General features: G+C 40.5%; 27 protein-coding genes. 5 read left to right on the forward strand and 22 right to left on the reverse strand.

The window, feature by feature from the left end:
* The first annotated feature begins 100 nt into the window (after positions 1 to 100).
* The gene (spoVV, locus tag BT147_RS01740; protein ID WP_072330280.1) at positions 101 to 1,318 is read left to right on the forward strand and encodes a dipicolinic acid transporter SpoVV; all 1,218 of its coding nucleotides are present in this window, start codon (positions 101 to 103) and stop codon (positions 1,316 to 1,318) included.
* 2 nt (positions 1,319 to 1,320) lie between these two features.
* On the opposite strand, the gene coaD is transcribed toward spoVV, so the two are convergent.
* The 6 genes from coaD to BT147_RS01770 form a co-directional block, all read right to left on the reverse strand.
* Entirely contained in the window at positions 1,321 to 1,818 is a 498-nt protein-coding gene (gene coaD / locus BT147_RS01745) for a pantetheine-phosphate adenylyltransferase (protein ID WP_072330282.1), read from the reverse strand.
* Positions 1,819 to 1,831: 13 nt separating this feature from the next.
* Positions 1,832 to 2,386 (reverse strand): 16S rRNA (guanine(966)-N(2))-methyltransferase RsmD, encoded by a 555-nt coding sequence (gene rsmD, locus BT147_RS01750; protein ID WP_072330284.1) that lies wholly within the window; start codon positions 2,384 to 2,386, stop codon positions 1,832 to 1,834.
* 89 nt (positions 2,387 to 2,475) lie between these two features.
* Positions 2,476 to 3,603: a Ger(x)C family spore germination protein gene (locus BT147_RS01755; RefSeq protein ID WP_072330286.1), complete on the reverse strand. Its 1,128-nt coding sequence runs from the start codon at positions 3,601 to 3,603 to the stop codon at positions 2,476 to 2,478.
* 4 nt (positions 3,604 to 3,607) lie between these two features.
* Positions 3,608 to 4,693 carry a GerAB/ArcD/ProY family transporter gene (locus BT147_RS01760; protein ID WP_072330288.1) on the reverse strand — a complete coding sequence of 362 codons (1,086 nt, stop codon included), beginning with the start codon at positions 4,691 to 4,693 and terminating at the stop codon, positions 3,608 to 3,610.
* The gene (locus BT147_RS01765; RefSeq protein WP_143187875.1) at positions 4,690 to 6,210 is read right to left on the reverse strand and encodes a spore germination protein; all 1,521 of its coding nucleotides are present in this window, start codon (positions 6,208 to 6,210) and stop codon (positions 4,690 to 4,692) included. Before BT147_RS01765 ends, BT147_RS01760 begins: the two co-directional genes overlap by 4 nt.
* 479 nt (positions 6,211 to 6,689) lie before the next feature.
* Positions 6,690 to 7,007, reverse strand: coding sequence for a hypothetical protein (locus BT147_RS01770; protein ID WP_072330290.1), 318 nt, complete (start codon positions 7,005 to 7,007; stop codon positions 6,690 to 6,692).
* A 236-nt stretch (positions 7,008 to 7,243) separates the two neighbouring features.
* On the opposite strand from BT147_RS01770, the gene BT147_RS01775 reads away from it, so the two are divergent.
* From BT147_RS01775 to BT147_RS01785, 3 genes are all read left to right on the forward strand, one after another.
* A complete protein-coding gene (locus BT147_RS01775) occupies positions 7,244 to 7,795 on the forward strand; it encodes a DUF6056 family protein (protein ID WP_286118976.1) in 552 nt (183 codons plus the stop codon).
* Positions 7,777 to 8,739 carry a DUF6056 family protein gene (locus BT147_RS01780; protein ID WP_072330294.1) on the forward strand — a complete coding sequence of 321 codons (963 nt, stop codon included), beginning with the start codon at positions 7,777 to 7,779 and terminating at the stop codon, positions 8,737 to 8,739. The genes BT147_RS01775 and BT147_RS01780 overlap by 19 nt, the downstream gene beginning before the upstream one ends.
* A 120-nt stretch (positions 8,740 to 8,859) precedes the next feature.
* Entirely contained in the window at positions 8,860 to 10,335 is a 1,476-nt protein-coding gene (locus BT147_RS01785; protein WP_218159100.1) for a UDP-N-acetylglucosamine 1-carboxyvinyltransferase, read from the forward strand.
* A 12-nt stretch (positions 10,336 to 10,347) separates the two neighbouring features.
* Here BT147_RS01785 and BT147_RS01790 read toward each other — a convergent pair whose 3' ends face one another.
* The 13 genes from BT147_RS01790 to BT147_RS01850 all read right to left on the reverse strand — a co-directional run bounded on the left by BT147_RS01790 (position 10,348) and on the right by BT147_RS01850 (position 23,831).
* Positions 10,348 to 11,319 (reverse strand): transposase, encoded by a 972-nt coding sequence (locus tag BT147_RS01790; protein WP_072330296.1) that lies wholly within the window; start codon positions 11,317 to 11,319, stop codon positions 10,348 to 10,350.
* Positions 11,320 to 11,710: 391 nt separating this feature from the next.
* Positions 11,711 to 12,106, reverse strand: a complete 396-nt coding sequence (locus BT147_RS01795) for an acyltransferase family protein (protein WP_072330298.1) — start codon at positions 12,104 to 12,106, stop codon at positions 11,711 to 11,713.
* A gap of 68 nt (positions 12,107 to 12,174) precedes the next feature.
* On the reverse strand, positions 12,175 to 16,458 hold the full coding sequence (locus tag BT147_RS01800) for a PolC-type DNA polymerase III (protein ID WP_072330300.1): 4,284 nt from the start codon (positions 16,456 to 16,458) through the stop codon (positions 12,175 to 12,177).
* 160 nt (positions 16,459 to 16,618) lie between these two features.
* Complete coding sequence (locus BT147_RS01805; protein WP_072330302.1) at positions 16,619 to 17,197, reverse strand: SpoIIIAH-like family protein; 579 nt, start codon at positions 17,195 to 17,197, stop codon at positions 16,619 to 16,621.
* A gap of 15 nt (positions 17,198 to 17,212) precedes the next feature.
* Positions 17,213 to 17,845, reverse strand: coding sequence for a stage III sporulation protein AG (gene spoIIIAG / locus BT147_RS01810; RefSeq protein ID WP_083426287.1), 633 nt, complete (start codon positions 17,843 to 17,845; stop codon positions 17,213 to 17,215).
* A gap of 15 nt (positions 17,846 to 17,860) precedes the next feature.
* Complete coding sequence (gene spoIIIAF, locus BT147_RS01815; protein ID WP_143187876.1) at positions 17,861 to 18,490, reverse strand: stage III sporulation protein AF; 630 nt, start codon at positions 18,488 to 18,490, stop codon at positions 17,861 to 17,863.
* Position 18,491: 1 nt separating this feature from the next.
* A complete protein-coding gene (gene spoIIIAE, locus BT147_RS01820) occupies positions 18,492 to 19,688 on the reverse strand; it encodes a stage III sporulation protein AE (protein ID WP_072330307.1) in 1,197 nt (398 codons plus the stop codon).
* Between the two features lie 13 nt (positions 19,689 to 19,701).
* Positions 19,702 to 20,091: a stage III sporulation protein AD gene (gene spoIIIAD / locus BT147_RS01825; RefSeq protein ID WP_072330309.1), complete on the reverse strand. Its 390-nt coding sequence runs from the start codon at positions 20,089 to 20,091 to the stop codon at positions 19,702 to 19,704.
* A 16-nt stretch (positions 20,092 to 20,107) separates the two neighbouring features.
* Positions 20,108 to 20,314 (reverse strand): stage III sporulation protein AC, encoded by a 207-nt coding sequence (gene spoIIIAC / locus BT147_RS01830; protein ID WP_072330311.1) that lies wholly within the window; start codon positions 20,312 to 20,314, stop codon positions 20,108 to 20,110.
* 10 nt (positions 20,315 to 20,324) lie between these two features.
* Positions 20,325 to 20,843, reverse strand: coding sequence for a stage III sporulation protein SpoIIIAB (spoIIIAB, locus tag BT147_RS01835; protein WP_072330313.1), 519 nt, complete (start codon positions 20,841 to 20,843; stop codon positions 20,325 to 20,327).
* The gene (gene spoIIIAA, locus BT147_RS01840) at positions 20,836 to 21,816 is read right to left on the reverse strand and encodes a stage III sporulation protein AA (RefSeq protein WP_502688551.1); all 981 of its coding nucleotides are present in this window, start codon (positions 21,814 to 21,816) and stop codon (positions 20,836 to 20,838) included. The genes spoIIIAB and spoIIIAA overlap by 8 nt, the downstream gene beginning before the upstream one ends.
* Positions 21,817 to 21,959: 143 nt before the next feature.
* The gene (locus BT147_RS01845; protein WP_072330317.1) at positions 21,960 to 22,370 is read right to left on the reverse strand and encodes a DoxX family protein; all 411 of its coding nucleotides are present in this window, start codon (positions 22,368 to 22,370) and stop codon (positions 21,960 to 21,962) included.
* Positions 22,371 to 22,514: 144 nt separating this feature from the next.
* Positions 22,515 to 23,831, reverse strand: coding sequence for a helix-turn-helix domain-containing protein (locus BT147_RS01850; protein ID WP_072330319.1), 1,317 nt, complete (start codon positions 23,829 to 23,831; stop codon positions 22,515 to 22,517).
* Between the two features lie 220 nt (positions 23,832 to 24,051).
* Between BT147_RS01850 and BT147_RS01855 the strand changes: the two genes are divergently transcribed.
* Positions 24,052 to 24,351 carry a hypothetical protein gene (locus BT147_RS01855; protein ID WP_072330321.1) on the forward strand — a complete coding sequence of 100 codons (300 nt, stop codon included), beginning with the start codon at positions 24,052 to 24,054 and terminating at the stop codon, positions 24,349 to 24,351.
* Between the two features lie 165 nt (positions 24,352 to 24,516).
* On the opposite strand, the gene BT147_RS01860 is transcribed toward BT147_RS01855, so the two are convergent.
* The 3 genes from BT147_RS01860 to BT147_RS01870 form a co-directional block, all read right to left on the reverse strand.
* Positions 24,517 to 25,140 (reverse strand): glycosyltransferase, encoded by a 624-nt coding sequence (locus BT147_RS01860; protein WP_072330323.1) that lies wholly within the window; start codon positions 25,138 to 25,140, stop codon positions 24,517 to 24,519.
* Positions 25,141 to 25,155: 15 nt separating this feature from the next.
* A complete protein-coding gene (locus tag BT147_RS01865) occupies positions 25,156 to 26,367 on the reverse strand; it encodes a hypothetical protein (RefSeq protein WP_072330325.1) in 1,212 nt (403 codons plus the stop codon).
* Between the two features lie 207 nt (positions 26,368 to 26,574).
* The gene (locus BT147_RS01870) at positions 26,575 to 26,994 is read right to left on the reverse strand and encodes a CD1247 N-terminal domain-containing protein (RefSeq protein WP_072330327.1); all 420 of its coding nucleotides are present in this window, start codon (positions 26,992 to 26,994) and stop codon (positions 26,575 to 26,577) included.
* Position 26,995: the final 1 nt, after the last annotated feature.

The raw sequence follows: 26,995 nt of genomic DNA on the forward strand, positions 1-26,995 counted from the left end.
AAAGGAAAATTTGCATTCTTACTCGGACAAACAGGTCTAAACTTAGAGAGACATCCATACATATTTATTGACCGAAGTGTCGATGAGGAGAGAATGACCCATGATTCGAACCCTTCTCCCCAGAAAGCAACTACAATCTATCCTTCTTGCTTCTGGTGTATGTATATTTGCGATTGTCCTGATGAAATACCCTGATGAGTCGTTTCAAGCGTCTCTCCGCGGACTGAAAATATGGTGGGAAGTTGTATTCCCTGCTTTGTTACCTTTTTTTATCACGGCAGAAATTTTAATGGGATTCGGTGTGGTTCATCTGCTTGGCGTACTACTTGAACCCCTTATGAGACCTTTGTTTCGAGTGCCAGGAGCAGGTGCCTTTGTGATGGCAGTAGGGCTCATCTCTGGGAACCCGATGGGAGCCAAGCTAACCACTCGCTTACGTGAAGATAAACTGATCAGCAAAGCAGAGGCAGAGCGACTTGTTTCGTTTACCACCACAGCAGGCCCCCTTTTTATCTTTGGTGCCGTCTCTGTTGGTTTTTTTGAAAATAGCTCCCTCGGAGTCCTACTAGCTATCGCTCACTATGGATCTGCTGTTGTCGTAGGAATCTGTATGCGTTTCTATCAAAAACATGCGCCCATGACTCCTCGACTCGATCGACGTCGTGCTAATATCCTCATGCGAGCCCTTAGAGCCATGCATCATGCTCGGCTAAACGACGGGAGGCCCATCGGACAGCTGTTAGGAGAAGCGGTCACCAGTGCCGTCCAAACCCTCCTGATGATCGGTGGATTTATCATCATCTTTTCGGTATTGGTACACCTACTTACCTTCATTGGGGTTACGACTTTCTTAACACACCTCCTAGGATTTCTGTTTTCCCTATTTCAGCTTCCAGACTCTCTTCATCATCCATTTATCGCTGGAATTTTCGAGATGACAATCGGTTCTCAGGTCATAAGCGAAACTTCCATTCCCATTCCACTGTTAATTAAACTATCTGTGGTCAGCTTTTTCATTGGATGGAACGGATTATCTATTCATGCACAAGTTGCCAGCCTGCTAAGTCGTACTGATATTAGTTATAAACCATATTTCTTTGCAAAAATACTTCATGGTACCTTAGCTTGTGCCGCAACATGGCTTCTATACATTCCAATGCAACCATGGTTACAAGACCAACCAACTGTCGCGCCTGCTTTTACTTGGACCCATCATCTTCCTATGCAGGACACCGCTTTGACCTTCTGGCACTATTTCTCCTTGTTTTTCATCATTTTTTGGGTATACAATCTATACAAGAAAACCCGCCGGTTATAACACTAGCGGGTTTTCGTATGACCAAACTTTTCTCGTAACATCTGTGCCACAAAGTCAGGAACCAGTTCCTTCGTCTCTGCGCCGTAGCGTGCAATTTCTTTTACCATAGAAGAACTAATAAATGAATGCTTATTATTCGACATAAAAAATAGAGTTTCCACTTCATCACTAATAATTCGATTCACCGATGCAATCTGTAGTTCATACTCAAAATCAGAAATTGCCCGCAAGCCCCGTAAAATCACGTTTGCTTGGCGTTTCTTCACGTAATCCACTAACAAACCATCAAAATGATCGACCTCGATCTCACAATCTTGAATTCCACTTACTGCTTTCCGGACCATACTAGTACGCTCATCAGTGGAAAACAAAGGATTCTTTGCCGAGTTCACAAGTGTAGCCACAATAATCTTATCAAACACTTTTGCACCCCGTTGGATAATATCAAGATGTCCATATGTAATGGGGTCAAAGCTTCCTGGATATACGGCAACTTTCATAGCTCGTCCTCCATCAAGTCTGACTGTAATCGTACAATGTGATCGCTGTATCTCCATAGGATAACTGACGATAGGCATACAAACCCGCTACCTTGCTAGGCATCTCCAGCTTAGAAGGATGCTCCACCACGAGGGTGCCCTCATCTGTAAGTAGTTCTTTCTCACCAATACACGTCAGTATCGACTCATAAAAACCCCCATGATAGGGTGGGTCCAGAAAAATAACAGCATATCTTGCTTGACCTGCAAGCGTTTTCACATATGTCCGTGCATCACGCTTGATTAGCGTAGCGCGATCAGCCATTTTCGTCAACCTAAGGTTTTCCATCACAGTATCCACACTAGCACGAGCATCATCCACAAATGTGACATGATCCAAGCCACGGCTTAACGCTTCCAAACCAAGAGCTCCCGTTCCAGCAAACAAATCAAGCCCTTTTCCTCCATCAAAAAAAGGACCTATCACCGAAAACAATGACTCTTTGACTCGATCTGCAGTAGGACGAACATGTTTCCCTGGAACCATCTTTAATCTCGCACCACGAGCGCCACCCGCAATAATCCTCATCACACTCACCTAATTTCTTGATCGTAAAAAGCATTTTTATCCTATCAAGATTATGATGGCGAGTCCAGCAACTCCCTGTTCTCTTGACACTAATCAATAATTCCCCTGTGAATGGTTTCCACTTCTATACGTGGCTCTATTTGTACTGTTTTATAAAGATCATCCCAGTCTTTCTCTACTTTTTTCCAATATGAAAAATGGTGTGCTATTAACTGTCTACCTATCCCCAAACCATCAAAGCCACTCTTTTGCATCTTTGAAATCACTTGCTTAGACATCTGTGTAAGATCCTCACTAAGTGCTTTTTCCAATTTTCGCATGGTAGCATAGTCGCTTCCTAGTTCCGCCTGTAATTCAGTTATCGCAATTTTAATTTTTACTTGTAGATCAACTTTTACTTCCCCATTCTTCGTTACATCAACATCAAACTTTCGATTTTCATCTCTTATATCAAACATCAAACTTACTTTCTTATCCTCCACAGATACTTCTCTGAATAAAGACCCTTTGTCTTCTAATTTGTTCTTTAAAATTAAAAACAAAGTAGCCTCCTCTACGGATAAATATGTATTAGTGTACGAATGGTTATGAAACATCGCAATTCCAGAGATTGATATAGCACCATCCTTACTCGTGATATAGGGCAAACCAAAATCATGTCCCGCATCTAACATAGCTGAACAGACTGACTGAACAGTAGTCCTAGGAATTACGGTAGTCTTCTCACCACCTAAAAGGAGTTCCTCAAAAAATCGACCAATTAACGTCCCTTTTAGCTCTTTTAAATTTACTAACTCTCCTGCATCCCCTTCGACAACCGCCATCCTAGCATCGAGAGCTGCTTTGGGGTCACGATAGATGGAATCGAGTAAAGGATACATATCTTTTTCCGCCTCCTTATTACCGAATAGGAAAACTCTTGTTTTATAGGTACGGAATTTACCCGAAGTTTGACGATCTAATGCGTTACGTAGACTCCTAGTAGAGGCTCCTTCTGCCGTATAAGTTTGACAAATGGGCTTATCACCTTGACCAGCAGGGATATCATGAATGCCAATCGTCACTTTTAACCGACCCTCAGGAGTTTGGTCAAATGCTGTAATATACACCAGGTCTGCCGTCTTTAATAGATCTTGATCCCAACAGCCCGGTAATATGAACAGAGAAAGAATACAAAAACATACTGACAAGGCCCTTTTTATAGTTAAAGAATTCACTATGTCAACGCTTCCTTCCTCTAAATAATGAGATAATGAACAGAAGAATAGGGATCCCAAATACAAAGGGATAGCTTATTATTTTAATAAACTCATCCAATATCTCACCTCGATGAGGAGTAAGCGTAAAAGTAGTACAAACACAGCAAACAGCCGCTATCCAATACACAAATTTCTTATGGTTCTTCGCTTTACATAATTGCGCTACTCCAATGGAAGTAAGATAAACAAAACTACAAATAGAAGTAATGACACTAACCAGCCAAATGGATAGAAAAATCAAATCAATCCGTTCAATCACATGAAGTGAATATGATTTCAATACATATAGCACGGGCTCTGGAACCAAAGGCAACTCATCTGGAGCAAATGAAATCAGGCATACATAGGTAGTAAACGCGTACACAATTGTCACAAAAAAATTCCCCATAGAAGCCGCCTTCAGCTTGTCTTTATCCGATCCTTCCACTGCAAAGTAAGTGAACAACATAGCTTCATAACCCAAAAAATAAAAGAAAGACATATTCGCACCTTTTAAAATAGCTAACCATCCATTTTCCAAGAAGGGCATGGGGTATGTAAAATGAACATTTTTAAATCCTAAAGAAGTAAAAATAACAAGCGGAATAATGAGGAAGCTTACAAATACATACATGCGAGAAATAGTCCCCAGTGATTCCTTTGCCAGATACACCGCAGCGATTGCAACGATAAGGATGTTAATCCAGACAGGTGTTTCAGGAAACACCCATTTCGTAATGATTCTTACGTACTCTGATAATTCAAGAACGGTGACGAGCGCAAAAAAGCAACTATAACCAATCACTATGCCCTTTGCTGTGATTTTCCCTACTAGCTTTTCCATTGCTTGCAAAAAGTTTGAGGCTGGGTTCTTCTTGAGAAAAGCCCAAAAAATAACAATCATCACTTGAGAAATAACTCCACCCATGATGACCGAAATCCATGCTCCGCCTTTCGCATCTTTATGGATTTGGTGGGCTAAAGATAAGATACCTACACCCAACTGGGTCTGTAGAATAAAAAATAGAAATTGGTTTGGTGTAATCTTATCTTTTATCGAGTAATTCATTTCCTCCCCTCCCCAAGGATTGCTTTTTCTGAATTACGTTGATCAGGAGTAGAGTCTTTTGTGCTTTTATTCAAATGCCAGAGAGGGAACCTGATAAAAGTGTCTTTAAAGCCTTTTAGTTTAAAGGGCATAACCGGTGAAAAATATGGATTTCCGAACGTTTCTAGCTTCGCTAAGTGAGTAAAGATTAGAAAAAGTCCGGTTGTCATCCCGATAAATCCAAACATCGAGGCCGCTATCATAAGGGGAAAACGCAGGAGTCTTACGGTTGAACTCATTTCGTGCGATGGAACAACAAAGGCAGATATCGCCGTTAACGCTACTACAATAATCATCGGCAAAGATACTAACCCTGTTTGTACGACAGAGTCCCCAATCACAAGTCCTCCTACTATTCCAATCGTTTGGCTCACCCTAGTAGGTAACCGAATCCCTGCCTCTCGGATCAACTCTAGGGTTAACTCCATAAAGAACGCCTCAATCAAAGAGGGATAGGGAACTCTTTCTATAGAACTTTTAACAGAGTAGATAAGCTCAATTGGCAACACTTCAGGATGAAACGTAACGATCGAAATATATAATCCAGGTAAAATAAAAGCGATCAAAAAACTCGCAAAACGAATGGATCGTATCAAAGAACCAAACATCCATCTAGAATGATAGTCGTCTGGTGATTGATAAAACGAAAACAGTGTAACCGGAGCAATAATGGCAGTCGGGTTCGCTTCTGAAAAAATAGCAAACCTCCCCTCCATTAAGTATGCAATGGTTCTGTCCGGCCTCTCCGTATATAATAATTGTGGGAATGGGGAGTATGAGTCATCCTCGATATATTCGCCAATAAATCCAGGTGCGAGAATAAAATCGGTTGGAATTAAGTTAAGACGCCTAGATATTTCCTCTACCAACTCCTCCTTTGCCAATCCCTTCATATATACTAAAGCGATTTTAGTATCACTTTTTCTTCCTAATGTAAAATATCGAACTACTAAATTAGGATTCTCAAGCCGATTACGAATGATATGTATATTTGTGATTAAATGTTCAATAAATCCATCATGCGCTCCTCGTACAATCCCCTCATTATCAGGTTCTTTAACACCTCTCTTTATGGATAAACTAGCCTCACATACATACACCTCTGGAATCCCTTCGAGAAACAGCAAGCACTTCCCTGATATAATCCAGTTAACTGCTTTATCTAAACTCTTTCCTATTTCGAAATCAGAGGATGTAATAGCATGTTCAACTGCTCCAACCTTCGCTTGTTCAAGAGGTTTGAGAATCGATTCTATGATTAAATATTTATCTGTTAACGTCTCGATAAAAATCAACTTTCCATGACGATCATCGAAATAAATGTCACGCTCTAAAATATCATCGGAATGGACCAGCTGTTCTCTGATGTAATCTATATTCTCTTTTACCGAAGGAAACACATCTTTTGCTTCTGGACTGGAAGATAAGCTCTTTTGAGAATGAGGGATTCTTGCTTTTCTTTTCCTGATCTTTTCCAATTTATGTCCTCCTAACGAGTAAAATCAGGTTTTTTTCGGTATTACTTTAACCTGAAAGATGGGACAATATACCATCTACCGCTTCTAAATAATTGGAGCACGCCATCCCTTGAAAATAACAAAGCTACGTTCTTACTATTGCGAAAATGAAGTCGGAAATAATATTGGGTATAAAACGAACACTACTGGTAACAATAGCTAGGGACAGCATTCATTTGTGGACGCTGTCTAACCGCGGAGAAGGCTTACATTTCCCCATAAGTTCTTCCTCCGGTTTCTCCTCTCCCATAAAGTATCTTTCGTCATGGAAGATACGATTGGCTCGCGAACTGTCAACGCGGGCTCTTTTTTTGCGCAAAAAACCCGTAGTAACACAAGCACTACGGGTTCAGTTCAATATAGCCTGAAAGGCTCTAAAACATAGTGTTTTCAAGCGTTTCAGACACGTAATAGTCTATTTGTTTATCGCATGTTCCGTATTATACCGCTCTCCTCAACATCATGGCCTCAAACTGAGAAATAACGCCCTCTCTTACAAATAAGTCGATAACCCGATGTGAAAACTCGCGATATCTCGGTGATCTCCTTAGCATCTCAATCTCGTTGGTAGAGAGAAACTGATAAGGGAGCCGCTGTGCATAATTCATTAATCCCATTGTCCCTTGCGTCTTCCTAACATGCTTCGCCTCCATCACCAACTTCTGCAAACGTCTCGCACTAACGGCTCTTCTCCCCGTCGTAGCATTGACGAGATCCGCCACATCCCGATACAACGGATCTTGATAACCTCTGCTCATCGATGATCCTCCTTTGTGACAATCTCTAGTCGTATCTATCCTATTCAAAACCAGCTCTAGCGTAACAACACTAGCCCCAGTTCTAGATACGAATTCGTGGAAACAGGCAGGTGTTTTTTATTATGAAAATCAATAAAATGTATAAAAAAATTACACACAATTAAGATTTTTATTGTTATAAAATAGTGTATACTACTAAAAAATCACTACATGTAAGGAGCACTCTTATAGTGACCATGGTACAACGCTACATAGGACATCTTCCCTTCTTTTTCCTTTTTCTTGGAATATGGTGCATTAACCAATTTACATTTCTGTATGGAGACGATCTACGTTATGCAACTTACTTAGGATTAGAGCCGCATATTTATGAGCATCCTGTAACGCTATATCAGATTATCCAAACTCAACTTCACGATTATTTACATATGAACGGACGATTCATCGTGAATGTTTTCACCATTCTCACCATACTAGACGGGATCGATCTTTGGAGATGGATGAATCCCATCCTCGTGACCATTCTTGCATATGCGATATTTTATCTCGTATTTGTTCGATTTCCGCAACGAAAAGATCTCATGCTCACAACCCTTACTACATCTCTGTTTTTCTTCATACATATCGTTATTTTCAAACAAACTCTTGCATATGCCACAGGGGCATTTAACTATGTCTATCCCATGATTTTTTTATTGGCGACTCTGATCTATTTTCGAAAGCAAGACTTGGGAGAACCTGTTACGAAAAATGGAAATATGGGATTGTGTTGCTTTGCTCATTTTTAGCAGGTTGGTCACAAGAACAGATTTCTGCCATTGGTCTGTCGTTACTCTTGGTATGGTTCACGAAACGAATATGGCTTAAAAACAAGGTTCAAATATGGGGTTGGTTACTACTTGCCTCCTATGTCACTGGGGCTCTCTTCTTATTTTTAGCGCCTGGCCCACGGCTAAGAGCTCAGATGCCAGGATTAGAAGCATACAATCAACTCACATTTTTAGCAAAGATAAAAAAGACATTACCTGAAGTATTACATTTTTTTATATACCAGCAATCACTTTTCATGCTATTCGTAATCGTTTTATCTGCCATCCTATGTTATCAGATTTCAAAAAAAGCCCACTTCGTTTTATTTATCTGTGTTCCGATTATCCCATTCATTTTATCCATCCCATTTTTTAGCACTGCGCAAATCTCTTCATTTCTTACTGGAAGCCGCCTTATGACTGTTGTAATCGGACTCTTTACAGCGCTCTCCATCATTGGACTAAATGCTTTTATTAGTTGGAAAGAAAAGAATGATTTCTATTTTATTCTTGCTCTTGGATTTATCTCGATTAATTTGATTATGATCTTCACACCCTCCACCTTTGGCGGACGCGTTGCCTTTCCTGGGATCACATTTGCAATCTGTTTAATCATCTTATTGTGGTCCAACATTCAATTTCGTGCTTTTCATGTCCCTGTTGTCTGGATATTAGCGATTTGTGCGTTCATGAATATCATATTTGTCTTTCGGGAGTATCAGCTTAATGCAAAAATCCATTTAGAAAGAAAACAAATTATGATACAAACGAAAGGACAAAAAAACACCGTTATTACACTTCCACTTTTGCGAAATAAACAATACGCCGGCTATGAAATTCGTGATTACTCTTGGGCCCTGCAGGCGTATCGGGACTATTATCGAATAGATCACTCGGTAAAGATTCTCTTTCAAACAGAATAGTGTACGATTTGTGTAAAGATAGTAAGGCCTGCTCAAATATGCTCTAGAAATGATATACTTCTTAATCATAACGTAATAGCAAATCTCATATTTATCTATTACAAAAAGGAGGCATTTCTAGTGCCAAACCAAATAAAGAATGAAGCAGAAAAATTATTTGATCAGATCATGAACCAAATGGAAAACAATAGACAAAACCTAAGTGTGGATATGCTGACACATATTAACGGCTTGCTACATAAAGACCAAAAAGAATCAGGACATTCCGAAAATCCTAACACATTAAATATCCGTGTCCATGGTGGGAAACCACTTTCAGGTGAAATTGAAGTAAAAACCAGTAAAAATGCAGCCGTTGGTCTACTCTGTGCATCATTGCTAAACAAGGGTACTACGACCCTGCGAAATCTAGCACGTATAGAAGAGGTTAATCGAATTATTGAAGTTCTCACAAGTTTAGGTGTCCAAATACAATGGCTTAATCACCAAAATGACTTAAAAATCACCCCCCCTGAACGCTTACTCATCGAAAACATCAATATGGAGGCAGCTCGAAAAACAAGATCTATTATTATGTTTCTAGGACCACTCTTACATGTTTTCACTGATTTCGAACTCCCTTATGCCGGCGGGTGTAATCTAGGGAAGCGGACGGTTAAGCCCCATCTTGACGGCTTAAAACACTTTGGATTAGAAGTAGATGCCTCTGAAAACGGCCTGTATAAAGCACATGTGAATCCTCGCCAACCGAGAAAGCCAATTGTTATGATCGAGCGCGGGGATACAGTAACAGAAAATATCCTCATGGCCGCAGCACTTTCTACAGGGATCACGATCATCCGCAATGCAAGTCCTAACTATATGGTTCAGGATTTGTGCCTATTTTTACAACAATTTGGCGTCAAGATCGAGGGAATCGGAACCACCACCCTTAAAGTAACTGGAGTCGAAAATATAAATCAAAATGTAGAATATTATCCTAGCGAAGACCCGATCGAGGCTATGAGCTTACTAGCTGCGGGCATCGTTACAAAGTCTCAGATCAAGATACGCCGCGTGCCCATTGAATTTCTGGAAATCGAGCTACTCTTACTCGAAGAAATGGGTCTCCAGTATGAGATGAGCGAAGAATATGTTGCCCATAACGGCTACACACGGCTAGTAGATCTTGAGATCAAGCCATCCCAATTGAATGCGCCGACGGACAAAGTTCATCCTCTTCCCTTCCCAGGGATTAATATCGATAATTTACCATTTTTCGCTTGTATTGCTGCGACCGCTCATGGCCGCACCTTGGTACACGACTGGGTATATGAAAACCGTGCCATTTACTTAACCGAGCTAACTAAGTTAAATGTAAAGGTTGAGCTACTTGACCCACATCGCGTCTATATCGAGGGGCCGACGAGATGGAAAAGCGCCGAAGTGATCTGCCCACCCGCACTGCGGCCTTCTGTAGTCATTCTACTAGGGATGCTTGCAGCAAAGGGAACTTCTACCCTGCGCAACACCTACTCCATTGCCCGTGGTTATGAAGACTTGGTTAGTCGGCTAAATTTACTGGGTGCGGAAATCGAGATATTTGGTGGGAATTAAATATCTAGTTATTTAGTTATTCTGGGATAGCAAAGTCTTTTGAGCTGGATCCGATTCTTTGCGTACAAAAAACCTCTTTACTACTTGTAAATTCTCGTACGCTATATAAGCAATAATGAATACAAGTGGAGTATACACGATCTGCCATATAATCGACATATCTATCACTTCACGCATTTTTAGCAAGAGGGATATATGAATTGTCAACTTAATAAAAAATACGTGAATTACGTAGACCCCCACCGACTTACTTCCAATTTTAGATAAGTATGATCCCTTTCCTAATAATGGATTAGACAGACAGAACAAAAAAATAGAAGGAGCGGTAATGATTGTGGCTAAAAAATATTCCCTCTCAACTGCATTTAGATAATAAATACTGATATAACACTCTACAATGCTTATAAGTGAGAAGAAAAGGAACAGACCGAGGTATACCTTTGAGTACCTAAGCCATCTCTGCGTTCGCTCCAAATTATATCCGATTACGGAGCCAATCTCAGCGCTCACATCATATAGATTCGTAACCACTCGAATCTCATGTCCCTCCAGATCTTGAAAAGTAACTAACCGAAATGGATGGATCGTTCCATTCACTTCCTCGCCCAAACGCGCTATCCAGTCTTCTCTAACAAAGGATTCCTTTGTTGGAACAGAGCAGATACGTTCATCACGAGTAACGGCATTTTTCTTTAATCGGATGACAAAGAATTTGTCTTCTCCATGAAGTTCATCCATCCGATCATATTTGGCATACGCACGATCACAAATATAGATGGCTCTTTTCATAGTAACCAACTGAGATGCCTTCTTTGAATCATGTTGCGACGCAACTGATTCTTCCACACATATAGGAGTCATTGTTTTCACATCAAAGGAAACATGCAACTTCACACCCGCTTTTTCACCGCGGAATTGTGCCCATTTCCAGTTTCCGGCTCCAGTTGTAATGGTAGTAGAATCTACAGCAATGGATGGTGGCAATTCTAGATCTCTGCGAAGGCGTCGATTACATCGACTTAGGAATAAGTGAAGTAGTTTTTTGAAAAAAGAGTAAGGGACAGATGATGCCTTCTTAGAAAATGTCGAATAATTCACTTCTATCAAGTTTTCGCTTGCCCTTAGATGTTCTTCGCTTTCGCGAAAAACTACCCCATTTCTCGATCGCTGATGAGATCCAAACTTTCAATAGCTCGAAAGTATTGAACTTCCTTGCTGTATCCGGATATCCTACTTCGTGTAGCAAGCTTTCTATTTCATCTGCTGATATCAAGGATTGTAGTGTTTGATAAAGGATGGTAATTGTTTCATAAGGACACCTCTCTATGGTTTAGTGGGCACTATACCATTTCGAAGAAAGGTGTCTTTCTCCTTTTTATCCTATTTTTTGGTTAATCAACACACCTGAAAAAATATCTTTTCTCCAATAGATTCCTTCAGCAAGATTACTCCAAATATTTAATATTACTTCCAGTATTAGATAGAATGCTGTCCATGTAAACAGGAGTTTCCCAATCTTATAAATGTATTTTTTATAATACGTTACTTGACCCTTGTACTTGAGATTGATAACCTTCCGAGAAAATAAATAACCCGAAACTAAAAAGAAAAATGGAACCGCAAATCTAGAAAAAGAATCTAACGCAAAATCTGAGTAATAACCATTAAAACCAAATAGGTCTTCAACTTTTTGAAACGGATTTGTATGTATCACTACCACAGCAATGATAGCAAAGAATTTCAAAAAATCGATTGAGTAATTTCGTTCCATGTTGACACCTCTTATTTAAATAGCCGAGGAATCTAATATCAGATTCCTCGCCTTTTCATTCTAACACGCTAAAACAAAGTAAGCTGATTGCTCTGTGGTAGTCCCTCCATACATCCCATCGTTCTAAGCAAGTCAATCGTGGTAGAGCTCGCCTTTGTTCGCTGTTGGAAGTCATCAATCGAGAGAAAATCCCCACTCCCACGAGCTTCCATAATCTTAAAGGCAACGCTCTCTCCCAATCCTTCGAGTGATTTAAACGGTGGAATCAGGGTTGTATCATCCTCCATTACAAATTGGGTCGCATGGGAGCGGTATATGTCAATCGGTTTAAATGTAAAGCCTCGTGCGAAGTACTCTTGTACTAATTCGAGTGTAGTATATAAGCTTTTTTCCTTGGCAGATGCAGAAAAGCCCTTCTCTTTAATTTCTTTCATCGTCTGCTCGACGTGAGTAGGTCCTTTTAAGATCACTTCACAGTCAAATCCGTCAATCATGCGATAGAAGAAGGCGGCATAGTAGTGGATCGGTTGATACACTTTATACCATGCAATCCGCACAGCCATCGTCACATAGGCAACAGCATGGGCCCGAGGGAACATGTACTTGATTTTTTTACATGAATCAATATACCACTCGGGTACTTTATTATTGCGCATCGCTTCTTCGAATTCGGGGGAGAGCCCCTTCCCTTTTCGTACCTTCTCCATGATATCGAATGAGAGTTTCGGCGGGAGACCTTGATACATCAAATAACTCATAATCTCATCACGGGTACAAATCGTTTCGGAAAGCTTATGGCCCTTCTTAACCAATTCTTGTGCATTCCCTAGCCATACGTCCGTCCCATGTGATAGACCTGAAATTCTCACTAATTCGGAAAACGTAGTAGGCCTTGTCTCTTCGAGCATCTGTCTTACAAAACCTGTCCCAAACTCAGGGATTCCAGTTGTCCCAACTTTAATTCCATTGACATTCTCAGACTTAATACCTAAGGCACCGAGTGAGTTAAAGATACTAAGCACTTTGGGATCATCGAGCGGTAAATGAAGCGGGTCTATTCCGGATGTATCTTGTAGCATTCGCAAGGTAGTAGGATCTTGGTGAGCTAACAAGTCCAGTTTCAAGAGTCTCCCTTCAATCGCTTTATAGTTAAAGTGAGTAGTCTCTGTTTTCGCATTCATATCGTCAGCAGGATATTGAACCGGTGTAAACTTTAAGACATCGCTCCCTTGTGGCACAACCATCAGTCCACCCGGATGCTGTCCCGTCGTTCGTTTGACGTCAACACATCCCTCTGCTAAACGTTGGATTTCGGCGAAACGAGGGTTTTTGCCTTGTTGTTCCGCATATTTCTTCACATATCCAATCGCTGTTTTTTCTTTCACTGTCGCGATGGTTCCTGCACGGAAGATCGACTGCTTTCCTAGCCATTCCTCGGTGTATTCATGAATTCGACCTTGATACTCACCTGAGAAATTCAGATCGATATCGGGGGTTTTATCTCCTTCAAAGCCAAGGAACGTCTCAAACGGAATATCCTGTCCATCTTTATCTAGCTTCGTGCCGCACTTCGGGCAATCTTTTTCTGGTAGGTCAAAGCCAGAGTCCACACTACCATCTAAGATAAACTCACTATACTGACATGATGAACATACATAGTGTGGTTGAAGTGGGTTTACTTCGGTAATATTACTCATCGTTGCCACGAAGGAGGACCCTACGGAACCACGAGAACCTACAAGGTATCCGTCCTCATTTGACTTCATGACGAGACGACGGGAGATGATATAAATAACCGCGAATCCATTTCCAATAATACTTTTCAGTTCTTTTTCCAGTCTTGCCTCTACCATTTCAGGTAGAGGACTTCCATACTTCGCCTCTGCATTTTCGTAACAGGAACTTCGCAACTCTTCCTCTGCTCCCTCTAATTTCGGCGCATGTAAATCATCTGGGAAAGGCTTCAATTCTTCCATCATATCGGCAACGAGGTGCGTATTCGTAATCACCACTTCTCTCGCCTTCTGACCACCTAGATATGAAAACTCTTGCAACATCTCGTTCGTCGTACGCAGATGAGCTGGCGAAAGATCGTCTGTAAATCGACCTCCACTCTGATTTCGATACAGAATCGTCCGATGAATAGCCTCTTCGGGATTCAGATAATGGGCATTGGAAGTTGCTACTACAGGCTTCCCTAGCTTTTCTCCCAATTGAACGATAAGTCGGTTAGCTGCTCTTAATTGCTCTGGGCTGGCAACAAAACCTTTTTGGACCAAATGCATATTTACATCAATCGGTTGGATTTCTAGATAATCATAGAAACTGGCTATCTTCTCTGCATCGTCAGGACTTTTATTAAGAGCTGCATCATATAGCTCGCCTTTCTCACAACCGGAACCGATCACTAAGCCTTCCCGAAACTCTTCTAATTTACTCCGTGGGATTCGGGGGACTCGGTAGAAATATTCTGTATGGGCAATCGAAACTAATTTATATAAATGATAGAGTCCTGTTTCGTTTTTCGCAAAAAGGATTACATGATAAGGCCTAGAGCGCTTCACATCAATAAAGTCTACGTTTTGATTCAAATCTTCCAGTGTAAATAATTTTCGCTTCTCTGCTTCCTGTGCCATTTTCCAAAACACATACCCAGTCGCTTCCGCATCGTAAATCGCACGGTGATGCTGCTCAAGATGGACATCCAGATGCTTAGATAAGTTATTTAGACGGTGATTCTTTAATGAGGGGTATAAAAAGCGTCCTAATTCTAGAGTGTCTATGACAGGATTCATCACTTGTGGACCATTTATTCGATTGACGGCTTGTTGTAAAAAGCCCATATCAAACCGGGCATTATGAGCAACAAGCACACAATCACCAATAAAATCAAGGAACCTAGCTACCACCTCATCAGCTTCTGGTGCATCGACCAGCATACTATCGGTAATATGAGTCAGTTCAATGATTTTTGGAGCTAGTGGACGATGTGGATTGGCAAACTCAGAAAATGTATCGATCACTTTGCCATTATGGACTTTAACCGCTGCCAGCTCGATAATCACATCGTGTACCGCTGAAAGCCCTGTCGTCTCCACATCAAACACCACATACGTCTCATCTACTAGATTCGTAGGACGTGGATTCATCGTTACCGGCACTGCATCATCAACGATATTGGCTTCCATTCCAAATAGTAGCTTGATACCCGCATCTTGAGCTGCTTCATAAGCCTTCGGGAAGCCTTGAACACCACCATGATCCGTAATCGCTACCGCTTTATGCCCCCACTTTGCTACCTTTTTTACAAAATCGCTCGGTGCAAGTAATCCGTCCATGGGGGACATAGATGTATGTAAATGTAGCTCGATTCGTTTCTCCTCTGCATCATCTACACGTACAGGTGACGCAACTTCTTGGAGGTCGTTAACCATAAAACAGAGCTCTCGGGAAAATGTATCAAACTGTACGTCACCGCGGATTTTGACCCAGTCACCATTTCGAATCTGTTGAAAGACTTGAGCTTGCTCCTTATCTCGAGCAAAGCACTTACAGGAAATTGAATCTGTGTAGTCCGTGATATTAAAAGTTAGGAGTTTGCGACCACTCTTTAATTCGCGAATCTCCGACTTGAAGATCTTACCTTGTACCGTTACACGTCGATCTTCTTCCTGAATGGTTTGAATCTGGACCGACTCATTCCCAATATGCACTCCAAGCTTTTTTGCAACTTCTACAGAAGGCTCTGCTACATCTACGAACGTCGCGGCCCGTTCTCGTTCTGCTTCCTTCACTTGTTCGATGAGCATCTGCTCTTCCTCAGTCCGCTTTTGCAATAATTCAGTGCGATAATCCGCTTGATTTTGCTCACTAACCAACCGAACTTTCATCTGACTCCCTGTGTACTCGAGGTAGTAGCGGGCCACATGATCGGCAATCTGTAACTTCTCCGCCATCGCTTGGACGGCTGGATTCGGGAGTTGAATACAAATTTCATTTTCCTGAAGCACCCACTCCGCCTTCCCCAGCCATACCGCCGCAGAACGGGTATGATTTTCATTAATTTGTTTTTGAATAAAAGTTTTGGCTTGTTTTAAAGCAACTTGATGATCGATTGATTGATATCGATAATGAACTTGAACCGTCCACTCCTTATAGTGATTCATCAATGATTGAGCAAATTGATGAGTAAGCTCAATCGGAATCAGCTTAGGAAACTCCATAAACAAATCCCATGTATTTTGTCGTTCGCTTACTTCTACTCGCAGTATTCGTCCGTTTTTATAGTAGTTGGTATACCAATCTCTTGGTAAATTTACTTCCTTAAAAAGGTTGATCATCGGATCATACATGATTTTGACCTACTCCCTATCTCTGTAATCAACCGTTATACAATGTCTCTCATTCTATCAAATAATAATAGATTCATCTAGAAATATGGGTGAAAAATAAAAAACTCCTGCTGAGGAGGAGTTCAGTTGATATAGCCAACACCCTTAATCTTTACCTATCTCATGAATGCGAACTAACCGTCACTTGCAAACCATCAACATTGCTATTTTGCTTCACTAAATCCATCACCTTCACCACTTGACTTGGTGTAAGCTTCGCTGTTTTCACGATCACATCTACATGATCCTCATTCGTTACAACAACCGCATCTGCAAACTTTAGCTCTTTACAGATAATATCTTCTAGCACACTCTCTTGTTTCTCCGTTTTGTTTAATTGCTCTACCTTTTTACTAGCAGACTCTAGTTGATTTTTAGTGGCTTTGGGATCCATCATCATTTTGTAGTTTTCCTCTAGTAATTGCTGGCGGAGATACTCCCTGTTTAATTGGTGTCCGACAAAATAATCGGAACCTTTTTGCTGCATAGCGTCCTTGGTATCTGTTTTCGCTGTTGTCGAGGCTGGTTTGTTTGCCGCCTTAATATCTACTGCAATTTCACTTTTATTTAAAATTTCTTCCGCCTTTTTTGCCATCTGACCTGCAGGTTCTACTGGACCTGAAACGATATAATAAGCAGATAAAACAACCATAAGTGATAACATCGTCACCAACCAAATCGTCTGTTTGTTCATGTTCATTGTAAATTCCTCCTTTTATCCTTTGGACAATACCTCAATTCGGTGAATCGGGAGATCTAGCACTCGTTGAATCGCTTGCAATAAAATCGCCTTCACTTGTAGGTCTTCTACTCCACGTGCTACTACTAAAACCCCACGAACTCTTGGTTTTAGTCGTTTGACAATGAGTGGCTTTTCTCCACTTCCATCACGGTACATGGCAGTTTTGTTGTTTGTATTGTTTTGTTGAGTGGATCTTGTTCCACCCTTAGGATCCGTTTCAGTTGTCGTTTGTACGTTTTGTTGTGTCTCATTTTGAATTACTTCTTCTTCGGTTGAATCAAGATTAACCACAACATCCACATCACTAACCCCTACTACTTTACTAAGGATATTAGCCAGCTCCTGTTCATACTCAGCCTCATACTTCTGCATAATCGTACCTTCAGACACCTTTGCCTCAGCGGGTTGAGCAGAATTCTTGGATGAGAGAAGACCCCTTTCATTTTCAGGAGGCATCGCATCTTCCTCAGGTTGAAAAAACGAGGAGACAAGCATGGCTCCAATTCCAAAGAAGACGAGGAGGAGAAAGAGAAAAAATCGTTTACGCTTCTGATTGTTTCCTCCACCCACTTTATCACCCATTTTTTCAAATAACTTATCAAACATTGATTTCCCCTCCTCCTATTCTAATTGGACCTCTACTTGTTCAGCAGTCAGATTCCACGTTTGCTGGATAAAACCTTGAATCTTTTTCCCAGTCTCGTTTGAAGTAGATTCCGTAGGTATAGGCTCACTTGATGAAAGAATGGATACTTCTTGAACCGGTTCTACCTGTTTCGCAGAAGATCCTAACGCTTTCTCTCTCACAACAAGATGGATTTTTTCAATATGAGGGTTTTCTGTTGCAAATTGAGCTACTACATCAGCCGACACCACCTCCATGGCAAATCGATCTGGTATATTCTTCTTCATCCAGGTCTCCATAGACTGTTCCGTTTTCTGCTGAATCACTTGATCTTGTTGCTTTTTTAGCTGAGTTGTTTGCTCGTTTATATCTGCAATCGACATCATCTCAGGCATGGCCACTACTGCCTTGTTTTCATCAAAGAAAGCAAGCTCGGTCAGATTCAGGTTTTCACTTAGTAATTTAAAGATCGGAGATAAGATCGCCATCAAGATGAGAAGGCCCATTACCAGTTTGACGTACTTCTCCATCGAATTACTAGGCAACAACATGTCTAAAAATGTAGCTACAAGTACTAACAAAATAATTTGTTTGAGCCAATCACCCATCCATTCGATGTGTCTCACCTCATCTCATCATCAGTGATATATTCCCAGATGTAATAACAATCGTAATGGCAAGGAAAAACATAAGCCCTACAGCAGCCAATGCAGCAAAGACGAAAATCAAGGTTTTTCCAATCGCCGACAAGCTTTCAATCACCGGGCTATTTCCCAAAGGTTGCATAATCGCCGCCGAAAAGTTATAGATAAAAGCCAGTGTAAGAATTTTCAGTGCAGGGAACGCACAGATCATAAGCAAAATCACAACTCCAGCTAATCCAATCGTGTTCTTCATCAATAAAGAAGCTCCAGCGACTGTGTCTGCTGCCTCTGAAATCGTTCTTCCTACAACCGGGACAAAATTACCTGTAATATACTTGGCTGTACGGATCGTTACTCCGTCCGCTACAGCTGTGGTAGCTCCTTGAATTGAGATAACACCTAGGAAAATCGTTAACAATCCTCCTAGTACGGTAATGGCCACTTTTCTCAGCAAGCCTGCCAAATGATTTACTTTATACTTGTTTGAGATCGTGCTGACAACAGCTAAGATCGTCGAGAAAAAGAGGAGTGGAAATACAAATGTATAAATAATCGTGCCAATCACATGGATCATAAAGATGATTAGTGGATGAAACAAGGTGACAGACGTCAAATTCCCCATCGATCCAAGCAGTGTTAAGAGCAACGGAACAAGCGCAAACATAAAATGAATCATCTTCTCAATGGCACTCTTAGCGGCTTCGATCGCTACCGAGAAACTATCTACAGCTAGGACAACGATGACTAAGAACACAATGGCATACGCTACTTTACTCACCTGATTATTTTCAAAAGCATTTTGCATCGTTTGGAGCAACATACTAAAAACGGTCAGAACCACAATTGCACCAAGTAATTTGCCGTTGTACATCACTTCATGGAAGAAAAACTTTGCAAAAGCCGTGAAGAATGCTTTAAAGCTGATCTCCTTTTCTTGAAATAAGAGATCAAAAAAACCTGGCACCTTCCCATCAAAATACCTTCCATACTCAGTTTGAAGTTGATTCCAAAATGACTCTACCTCTTGTGTCTGGAGTTGATCCAGTTGGGAGCGAACCACTTCTTTTGTTAAGTTGGTAGGAGTGGGATCGGGTTCTTCCCCGTTCGCTAATGCAGAACTTGGATTCAAACTGACGATGAGAAGGAAGAGAGCGAGAATCATCCATCCAACTCTCTGCATAAGCGATCCTCCTTTATGCGGGTAATATGGAAACAATGGTCTCAATAATGACGGTAATAATCGGAATCGCCATTACCATAATTAATACCTTTCCAGCTAGCTCAATCTTAGAAGCAATAGAACCTTGTCCAGCATCTCTGGTAACTTGAGCCCCAAACTCAGCAATGTACGCAATCCCAATAATCTTTAAGATCGTTTCCAGAAACAGATTGTTCACATGAGCTTGAGTGGCTAAATTCTCTAAGATGCGGATTACATCGGCAATCTTCCCAGCTAGAGCGAGAAAGATCGTAATTCCCACAAACGTAGCTAACAAGAAAGCAAAGATTGGTTTTTGTTCTTTGACGACTAAGATGAGGATTGTAGTGATTAAACCTAGCCCCACCACTTGCAGTATTTCCAAGTGGATCGCCTCCGTTCTACATTCGGAACAAGAACACGTTCTTAATCGTAGTAAATAAGTCTTGTATCAGCATCGCAACCATAAATAAAACCACTCCGAAGCCGAAAAGCGTTACCCAATGAGCAAAATCTTCCTTTCCCATCTGCTTTAAAATGGTATGAATCATGGCGACAATGATTCCAATCCCAGCAATCTGGAACACAGCATCAACGTTGTATGGCATTATGTACCTCCTAATACATCAAGATGATCAATAGTGCCCCGGCAAGGATTCCTAGCGTTTTGAACATTTTCTCGTACTGGATCTGCTCTTCCTGAGCTCTATGCTCCTCGATCTCTAAATTGCTCTTCGTTACTGCTAGATTTTGTAATTGATCCTGCCGATCAGAGATCCCAAGCGTCTTACAAAAATCCAAAATTACTTGCTTCTCTGGTTGCTTCATACAAGTGGCTCCCCAATTACTCTCGATTGCCTGAACAAAACATTCGTAGGTAGAAGCACCGTCTAATTGGAGTAAGTTTTCATGAGCCTGTTGAAAAATTGCTTGTATGAAACCATCCATTCTTGCCGCAATCGATTGACAGGCATCAATCAGAGTTCGGGTTCCGTAACCAATCTCTGTTTCTAGTAATTGAAGAGCCGATCGAACCTGGCGGATCTGTTTGGGTCTCTCAGCAAACGTACGAGCATGCTGAAATCCAGCCCATGTTGTTCCGATCAAGATGATGCATGCACCAAGTAGCTTAAGCATAAGAAGCCCACTCGTTTTTTTTAGATGGATAGTTTATCTGTTTACCCGATCCATTATAAATTGCCTCGATGGTTCCAGGGCCTCGTTTACGCGATAGTAGGATGACCCGATCAAAAATCCCTTGTTTCAAAAGGTCGCCCAACTCTGCCCGGCGCGATACTTCTTCCCATGTATGTCCATGTGCAGTCGAGATTACCTTTACTCCGGCATGGATCGCTTCATGCATAGCATACAGATCTTCTAGCCTCCCAACCTCATCGACAATCATGACATCTGGAGACATAGAACGAATCATCATCATCATCCCTTCTGCTTTGGGACAACCATCTAAAATATCAGTTCTAGGACCTACATCATGTTGGGGTACACCACCTACACAGCCAGCGATTTCGGAACGCTCATCTACAATCCCGATTTTCTTGGATGGATACATCTTTTCATCACCTAAACTAATCAGGCGTGCTAAATCGCGAAGCAAAGTCGTTTTGCCACATTGAGGCGGCGATACGATCAGAACATTATGCAAATTTTTGTTAGCTCCAAACAAAATAGGCAGCAATTCTTCCCCTACCCCTTTTACTTCTCGTGCAATGCGAATATTAAATCCTGTTACATCTCGCAAATGTTTCACTCTACCCTGCTCCATCACCACTTTTCCTGCTAGTCCCACGCGATGCCCACCTTCAATGGTGATATACCCCCTTCTAAGCTCCTCCTCCATCGCATACAAACTGTGATTACTGAGGAGATTTAGTAACTTGGTGCATTCTTCACGACTGGGTAAAACAGAATCTTTCGGCGTTGTATTCAGCTGACGATTGTAACTAACAAACCACGATTGTTCGGATGTAATCACTTCTAAAGGACGATTCTGTCTAATGCGTATTTCTTCTAAACTTCCTAGAATCGTACGTGGAAGTGATTGAATGATTTCGCGGATAGACAGTGGGAGAATCTGATAAATCGGTTTCAGCATCCAAAAACACCTCCTGTCCAATATTCTCTTTATTCCTCAATGTATGGCTTGTATCGCTTGTTTATGACAAGCTCTCTTGAGGGCAATAAAAAGAACCAGCTCGTGAGAGCTAGTTCGTATGAAGCATCAAATACTCATTATCATCGTTTTCTACTTAAAAACAGCGAATCAACAGCAAGGAATCTACTTCCATTCAAGGCAAGATAAATCGCGATTGCTAATAAGGCAAGATCAAATTCATACCCAGCGGATTGTCCATTTCCCATAAAGCCAGCTGATAATTTCACAGAGAAAATCGCGCCAATCATAACAAGACCATTTAAGATCGCAATTACTCTAGTACCTAATCCGATAATAAGAAGCATTCCCCCCACTAGCTCAATCGTCGCAACAATATATGCTAAGAATCCAGGTAATCCAATACTCGCAAACCAATCAGAAACTCCATCAAGCCCACCAGAAAATTTCGACCAACCGTGTATAAAAAAGGTAATACCCAAAATAACACGAAGAACCAAAGCTCCCCATTCAACTTGTTTATTATCAGCCATCTTACTATACACCCTTCCATTTTTATAACCAAGTAATCTGATAAACAATATAGTGGTTACGATTTGTAAGTAATTATATTTAAAGTAAGTAACTTATGTCAAATGACGATATTTTCCATGTACTTGATAGAGAAAAAGCAGGGCTTAATGCCCCACTTTTTCTCTCAACTCTTGCTCGAAAGCAAATTTCTCGATTAAACTGTCCATGAATTTCTGTTCATCTTCTAGTGTCCTATACGTCTCTGCTAGACGTTCCAACACGATCAGCCGAATGTGAGTACTACCTTTTTTGGCAATTTCTTTTGCTTGAAGATACTGATTTAATCCATTTTCTAGCTGGTTCAATTCTACCTGCAAATCCCCAAGATAGACATATGCTTTTGCTAAGCTAGTAAAGTCATTCCATCGCTTGCTTAGGAAGACAACTTGTTCAATTTTTTCTCTTGCCGCTTCATACTGCTGCTCTTTTAGATAGAACATACCATATTCAAGATATGTCTGTACCACCAGAGAACGCTCTTTTATCCGATCTTCTAAAGCGAGAGCTGTTCGATAAGCAACATCAGCAAACTCGATCAATCCTTGTTCATGATATACATTTGCCAGCATTAACCAACATTCACAAACTAATGAATGCTCTCCGTTTTCCCCGCACCAACGTATCGCTTCTTCTAATAATTGAATCGCTTCTTTGTTAAGACCTAGTGCCCGAGACAGCCTCACTTTACCCATATATAATTGGATAATCAGATAGGAGGAACGTATCAATGGAACATCATTCCAAAAGGAAGAGTAGAAGTAATACGCTTCGTTCATTCTCTCTAGCTGAATTAAGCATAGAACACGAAGTCCTGCCAATGTTAGCTCGGCATCCTTATTTTTCTTGCGCTTCTCTCCTTCTTCAATCCACTCCATTCCACGATCTGCTACTTCAAGGGCTTGTTCATAACTCTTCAATAGATACAAGGAATGGCAAATCTCACGATAACACTCTAACTCAAGTGGATGATGGACATGAGCCACCTTTGTAATGCGCAGAACCATCTGATACTCCGAAATCGCTTTTTCGTAGTCTTCTTGAGAAAAATAATATTTCCCTTTCGAAAAATGATAAAAATGAGCCAGCGCATGGGTTTCAGATAAACGATTCTTTTTAAGCCATTCCCAAGCCCGTTTGCTATTGCCAGAGGAGATCCATGTTTCAACTGCCTTTAACTCTAATAAATACAAGTCATCTTTCTGCTTTTGTTTGGTTTCCAATGCATTCAGTTGATGGAAGTCGATTCCTAGCTTATCTAACAGGTACCTAACCTTTTCCTCTTTTACATGCGAGTATCCACGCTCAATGTTACTAATGGTGGAAACAGAAATTTGATCATCTGCTAAATCCTCTAAGCGAAGACCTCGCTCTTTTCGATAAGAGCGAATCGTTTCTCCTAGTTCCATAGTAGATAATTGCATTCTACTCTTCCTTTCTTTTTATAATTGCAAAAATAAATATGTATTTTTTTGAAAAAACAACCTGTTTAATGCCTTCTGAATTCTCGTTCCAAATTTATAAAAAATAGTTTGAATATGTGGTATATTTATTATGTAAACTCTTGCCAAAAGTTGTCAGCTTAAGTATAATCAAAAGCGTGATCCACCATATTCTCATCATTCAGATTAGAGGTGTTTTTTCTTGTTAAAACTACTTGTACAAGGCTCTCAAGACGAGCTTTCTCGATTTTTCCTCCAATTTCGGACTCATAAAGAGTTTATCGTGCATCCGGATTCCATCCAGTGGCAAGAAGAAAATTCAGAAAACGTACAATTGTATGTCTCTTTTAATTTCTGTCCAGAGTCCCGAGAAAATCTTACCATACAAATGATGACAGAAAAAGGGACAATTGTAAAATTAGATTTACTAGATGGTATTGTCACTCGCTTTGATGATGGTAAGACTTACATAAGAGGTAAGCTCTATGATATTTTCGGATAAAAAAACTCATTGAGATAACCCAATGAGAAAAAATAGTACAAACCTAACTCCGATTTTATCATAAAATTCTGCCACAATAAAGAGATGAGAAGAATTTTCCTATCCTAGGTACAAGGGAGTGTGAAAGGCTTGGGTGCCCCTTACACTCCCTTGTACTTTTCTTCATTATAAATCATACTCCTGTTTGAGCGCTTGAAGCATGATATAATTTTCTAACCCTTTGTATCTGCCTTCTCTTTTAAACATATAGTCATAATAATAAAGAACCTTTGGTATTTTTTCTTGCTTTTGAATTTGATTACGAACCTGAACTGCCCATTCGGTATCTTCTCCAAAACTCATATCTAAATAATGATACTGGCTAGCTAATTTCTTGGAAAAACACATAATGTGATTAGGGTTCCGATAGTAATATTGTTCATCCTCTAGTTTGTCTTTTCCATACACTATATCGTACTTGCAAATTTTCTTTATGATTCCTCCTAGACTCACCTCAACATCAAACGTAATACAGTCTGCATCGGGAGTTTGGCGAATAGCGGACATGAGCGAATCAATATAATCAGTCGAAACTCGATCGTCATCATCAACAAACACTACAAAATCACCTTTTGCTTGCTGAATCAGATCATTCCTCTTGGTTCCAATTGACCTCTTCTTATTATCGACAAAAGTAAGTATCTCCACAGGAAATCGATCAGACTGTCTCTGTAGTTCATTTACTAATCGAGCTAAACAACTTGCCCTTTCAGGAATCGACGGAATCAAGATAGACAGTTTTATATCCACGTGATCCCCTCCTCCTTAACTCTTAATCATTTCACCACTCTTACTATAGAAAACCGGATGATAACAACTAGCAAGAACAGGGATTTTTTTACTTGAAAACGGTTGCTCATAGTGATTTACTTCAGAGTGAAACAAACAACAGAAGTTACTTTGATGATGGCTTAGTAACCACATCTCTGGTGCTAGATAATCTGAGCCTATCCCCTCGTCTAGCTTCTTTATGTATTCACTATTCGCCCACCAAAAATTCCCGGAAAAATGAGGCTTAGGTGATGGTAAATAATTAACACCACAGGCATCTACACTTCCAAGATGTTTTAAGCACATTTCATGATGATCGATTAATACTGTTTCCATCAAATGAACCCAATCCCGTACATATGATTCAACAAACGTTCCGGATCGAGCCACTCCTTTAGTATGCATATATAAAATCTGTACATTATCCGGGCTCTCAGTACAATACTGATGCAACCACTTTAAAGTAGAACGCTCAAAGTCGTATGTCTGAGGAAGGATTTTTATTTTTAAAGTATCATTCGGGTTTGCTAGTAATCCTATCTTTTCTACAATGCCCTCAATGTGTTTCTCATCATTTGCGCGTTCAGTGACAAACGAAATATAAATAGAGTCTAATTTCTCATACAAACCAGACGAATGTATCCGTCCTATCTGTCTCTTTACAATCTCCCACCAATTATTCATCTCAAACACATGCATAAAACAGACCATCTTATCTACTTTTCTCACTAAGTCTAACTGGATCTCAACTTGTTCTCGAACAAATCGATTTACTCTTTCTACCCATCCGCGATCTTCTTTCCCTTCCATCTTCGCATTTTCAGACTGGATTAAAACTCTTTTTGCGTAGCACATCATATGATGTGGCTTATTTCTAAAACCAAATCCTGCGCTAGAATTCCAGTTATATGCTACATTGAAAGTAATACAATCGATACTCGGATGCTGATTTATCGCATCGAGCAAGGTATCAATGTAAACATCAGATACCGAATAGTGATCATTCATAAAAGCAATAAATTCTCCCTGAGCCAGATTCAATAACGTCATCTTCTGTTCATCCATCGAACGTAATTGATTGTCCATCAACATAAGCACTTCTACTGGACGATCACAAGCTTGCTTCTCCAACACTCTCATCATTTCCATAGAACCTGTAAGTCGTTCTGGTGTAGAATACACTAGAATTGATAGCTTAATATCCAACTTGATCTCCCCCGAACACATCATTTTTAAACAGAACTCTCTGTTATCTCTTTTATAGTTATATGAATACATTTGCAGGTTAATTCTTAATCTTCCCTAATTCATTCTCGATTTTGTCGCACAAAAAAAGAACTTAAGGCTTGTCCCTAAGTCCTTTGTTATGATATGAATCTGATTTAATCAGTACTCTCTTCATCTACTCCACTGTTATCTGGTTTCTTCATCTACTCCACTGTTATCTGGTTCGATATCAGAAGCATCTTCTACAATTAAAACCGTATGACATTCTGGACATAATAACTCTATCTCTGCATCCGCTACGTCCTCATAATCTACATATACGTCTTCTCCACACTCTGGACAGACGATACATAGCTCATCTTCATCGTCATCATCTTCATCGTCATACACTAGTAACTCCATATCATTTAGATCATCATCAATGGATTCCACATATTCCTCTAGCTCCAAGAATCGATGCTCTAGATGTTCATTTGCTTCTAACAACTCATCCACAATATCTAAAAGCCTTTGAATCGCTTTTCCCTCTGGATGACTACTTTCTTTGTTGGCACCTTCCATCAAACCTTGCACATATGAAACCTCTCTGCGTAAACGATCGTACATT

It is taken from the genome of Thermoactinomyces sp. DSM 45891, from assembly GCF_900119485.1.
GTDB lineage: Bacteria > Bacillota > Bacilli > Thermoactinomycetales > Thermoactinomycetaceae > Baia.